The organism is Natrinema soli (assembly GCF_028618695.1).
This window is the reverse complement of the sequence record NZ_JAQIVI010000580.1, coordinates 1-3,355: the sequence shown is the minus strand read 5'-3', so window position 1 is coordinate 3,355 and position 3,355 is coordinate 1. Positions and strand designations below refer to the sequence as shown.

Annotated in this window: 4 protein-coding genes; 2 read left to right on the top strand and 2 right to left on the bottom strand. The window is 62.7% G+C overall.

The window, feature by feature from the left end:
• Positions 1–395 precede the first annotated feature (395 nt).
• Positions 396–1,208 carry a TrmB family transcriptional regulator gene (locus PGX04_RS26975; RefSeq protein ID WP_273741307.1) on the top strand — a complete coding sequence of 271 codons (813 nt, stop codon included), beginning with the start codon at positions 396–398 and terminating at the stop codon, positions 1,206–1,208.
• A 63-nt stretch (positions 1,209–1,271) separates the two neighbouring features.
• Here the strand turns inward: PGX04_RS26975 and ygfZ are convergent, their stop codons facing one another.
• Together ygfZ and PGX04_RS26965 are read right to left on the bottom strand one after the other, a co-directional pair.
• Positions 1,272–2,378, bottom strand: coding sequence for a CAF17-like 4Fe-4S cluster assembly/insertion protein YgfZ (ygfZ, locus tag PGX04_RS26970; RefSeq protein ID WP_273741306.1), 1,107 nt, complete (start codon positions 2,376–2,378; stop codon positions 1,272–1,274).
• Positions 2,379–2,417: 39 nt separating this feature from the next.
• On the bottom strand, positions 2,418–2,714 hold the full coding sequence (locus PGX04_RS26965; RefSeq protein WP_273741305.1) for a DUF6432 family protein: 297 nt from the start codon (positions 2,712–2,714) through the stop codon (positions 2,418–2,420).
• Positions 2,715–2,903: 189 nt separating this feature from the next.
• On the opposite strand from PGX04_RS26965, the gene PGX04_RS26960 reads away from it, so the two are divergent.
• Positions 2,904–3,355, top strand: a 452-nt coding sequence (locus PGX04_RS26960; RefSeq protein ID WP_425498464.1) for a DUF7093 family protein, incomplete at its 3' end; no start/stop codon positions are given.

The following is a 3,355-nucleotide window of genomic DNA, read 5'->3' as shown; positions in this document are numbered from 1 at the left end:
CCAAGTCCTGGATCGACCAGTTCCTCAGTCCATATTTGCAAAAGTTATCTTGATCATTACGCTCTCTCGAACCTCTCGACCCCGAGGCGGTTCACTGACAGTCAGTCCGCATCCGACCGTACGACGGCTGTCCGATCTGGCAGAATCAGTTGGAACTCTCCCGTTCTGTTTCGAATGGTAGTAAATGGCGAGCCCTGTCGTGGTTGGGCCGTAACAGGACTCGCCATCCACTCATTTCGGCCGTGCCTTCAAGTAGCTTGTGTGATAATCTGAGTGAAAGAGAATTCCAGAGCGGATCTGAAATTAACGCTGGTGATAGCGGAGTAAGACATGAATCCTTTTCCATCTTCGCGCGTTATCCTACGTGTTCGGCTATCCGGACTCGTGGTTGGGCCATGACAGAGAACGAAACTACAAGAGAGGCGATTAGCCTGTTACAGGATCTCGGGCTACAGGAGTATGAGGCGCGTTGCTTTATGGCGTTGAACCAACTTCCCAGTGGAACGGCGAAGGAAATACACGAGATTTCCGAGGTGCCGCGAACGAGGGTGTACGACGCCATCCGAGTGCTGGAATCGCAGGGGCTGGTCGAAGTACAGCACACCAGTCCGCAGGTGTACCGCGCCGTCAGCGTCACCGAGGCGACACAGACCCTTCGACAGAAGTACGACAATCGGATCGAAACGCTCGAGAGCTACCTCGAGAGCACGGAGATTCAGGACGTCGAAGAGAACGAACACGTCCAGGAAGTGTGGTCGCTCGCCGGTCACGAAGCGATCGAGTCGCGAACGATCGATCTCATCGACGAAGCAGAGTCCGAAATCGCGCTTCTCGTCGTCGACGAGGACATTCTCTCCGAGACGATGTTCGATAGCTTACGGCGGGCAGTCGATACGGACCTCTCGATGATTCTGGGCGGGCAGACGGACGCGATTACGGACGCGCTCGGCGCGGAACTCCCCACCACCCGCGTGTTCGAAACCGACCTCGACTGGCTCACCGGGTTCGAGAGTGACGAAGTTGCGATCAGTCGAATCCTGCTCGTCGACCGCGAAACGCTCTTGATCGGGTCGTACTATCCCAACGCCGCCGACGGCAGAGAAAAAGAGCAGGCGATTTTCGCCCGCGGTCTCGAAAACGGGATCGTGGTGCTCCTTCGCCGACTGGTGACCGCGGGATTACCCCAGATCAGAGATCCGGGAGCCTGACTCTGTTTTCTCTGGCGCTGCGTGCGCGAAGCGACCACTGAACGAACCGCTGCGACTGGACCACTAATACTCGGGGAGTCGATCCGATCGATCCGACCCCTCGACGAACGGCAGTTCGGTGCGAGTCGCAGCTACCTCCTCGCCGCCGACTCGGACCGTCAGACCGTCGCTCTCGAGGCCGTAGTCGACGATCGCCAGCGCGATGACGTCCCCGAGCATCGGGCTCTCGCCCGCGCGGGTCACCTCGCCGACCGACGCGTCGCCGTCGAAGACCGCCGCGCCGGCGTCGGGAACCGGTCGGTCCCCGCTCTCGTCGTCTCCTGCGAGCGTCAGCCCGACGAGTCGCCGGCTGGGCTGGCCGCGATTCTCGACGCGGGAGACCACCTCCTGTCCCACGTAACAGCCCTTCTCGAAGTCCAGCGCGTTTCGGAGGCCGAGCACGTTCGGAAGCGTCCCCTCGAGTTCGGTGTGAAAGAGCGGCGAGCCGGCCTCGAGCGCGAGGCTCTCGAAGGTGCGATAGCCGAAGGGTGCGGCGTTGAGCCCCTGGTTGAGCAGCGTGTCGTGGACCGCTGCGGCGTCGTCTGCGGCGCAGATCACCTCGTAGCTCTCCTCGCCGGTGAGCGCGTCGGTCCGGATGACGGAGACGCCCTCGTCGCCCATCGTCCCGCGGACGAAGGAGTAGCGTCGGTCGGGCGAGCCGGCACCGTTGAGTACGCTCGCGATTTTCTCGGTGGCGTGCGGGCCGTGAATTCCGAAGACGGCGTACTCGTCGGTCGCGACCCGAATGTCGACGTCCTGAATGAACACCTTCTCGCCCCACTCCTCGGCGAGCGGTTCGGCGGTCTCGGGCTGCGTGAAGAGTAGCAGTCGCTCGCCCGCGTTGTAGACGTACAGTTCCACGTCGATCCCGCCCTGGGGATCGAGCACGAGCGCGTAACACCCCTGTCCGTCTTCCGCGGGGACGCGATTCGACACCACGTTGTCGACGTACTCGACGCGGTCCGCGCCCTCGACGACGATCACGCCGTAGGCGAACTCGAGCAGGCCGACGCCGTTGCGGACCGCGCGATGGGTCCGCTCGGGTCGCCCGTAGTGTTCGACGATCCGTCGGTCGGCGCGCTCGCCGAACGTCGCCCCGTGATCCTCGTGGATCGACTCGATGACACTCATGCGTACTCACTTGGGCCTGACCCTCTCAGGCGTTTCGATTCAAAAAGGGAGCCGCTCGCGCAGCCACTCTCCGATCGATTGGTCGTCGTCCTCGTCGGCGCTCTGGTCGGGGACCACCCGCTCGGCGGGCTTGATCACCGTTTCCGACCCCGATTCGACGACGATCAGGTCGTCCGCTTTGAGCGTCGACAGGGCGTCCTCGAGCTCGTCGATATCGACCTCGACGGCCGCTCGGAGTTCGAAGACGGTCATCCCGTCCTCGGTGCGATCGACCAGCGCGTCGAGTACCGCCACCTCCGTTCTCTCCCGGTTCCGGTACTCCCGCTTTGCTCTCATCCGTCTACCCATTCGACGACCCGGGATTTGACGTTTGTCGTTCCGATGACGGCCGTCGGAGTCGGTCCGCGACGATCGGTCAGCGACGGGCCGTTTCTCGGCGGAGTACGTTCGACATAGAATGACTGTCATAATTCGACGACTGACAGGCAGTACGTTTTTTATGGACCGGGTCGGTACGGTGGGACAATGGTCCTGCGATGCTCGCTGCTCGGGCACGACTTCGGCGAGACCGATGTCGAACGCGAGCGCGAAGAACGGGGCAGTGAGGTCGTCGTTACCGTCCAGGAGTACGAGGAGTGTTCCCGCTGTGGCCAGCGCAACGTCATCAGCGAGAACACCGAAGTAACCAGCCTCTCCGCCGGGACGGGAGCCGACTCGCTCCCCGATGATCACGACCCCCAGCCGACTGAATCGCCCATCGAACGAGACGCCGCGGCCGACAGCGCCACCGACGTCGACTCGGACGCCGCGTTCATCGACGCCGACGACGCCGAATTCGTCGGCCCCGAATCCGACGCTCCCACGGAAAGCGAGAGCGACCCGGCGGACGATACGGCCGCCACAGCCGACGAGGCCGACGACAGCTCCGACGACGCAGCCGACGAGATCGAGCTTCCGACCGACGAGAACGGCGATCC

Coding starts and splice junctions, on each gene's coding strand:
- PGX04_RS26975 (WP_273741307.1), top strand. CDS start 396: ATGACAGAGAACGAAACTACAAGAGAGGCGATTAGCCTGTTACAGGAT.
- ygfZ (WP_273741306.1), bottom strand. CDS start 2,378: ATGAGTGTCATCGAGTCGATCCACGAGGATCACGGGGCGACGTTCGGC.
- PGX04_RS26965 (WP_273741305.1), bottom strand. CDS start 2,714: ATGAGAGCAAAGCGGGAGTACCGGAACCGGGAGAGAACGGAGGTGGCG.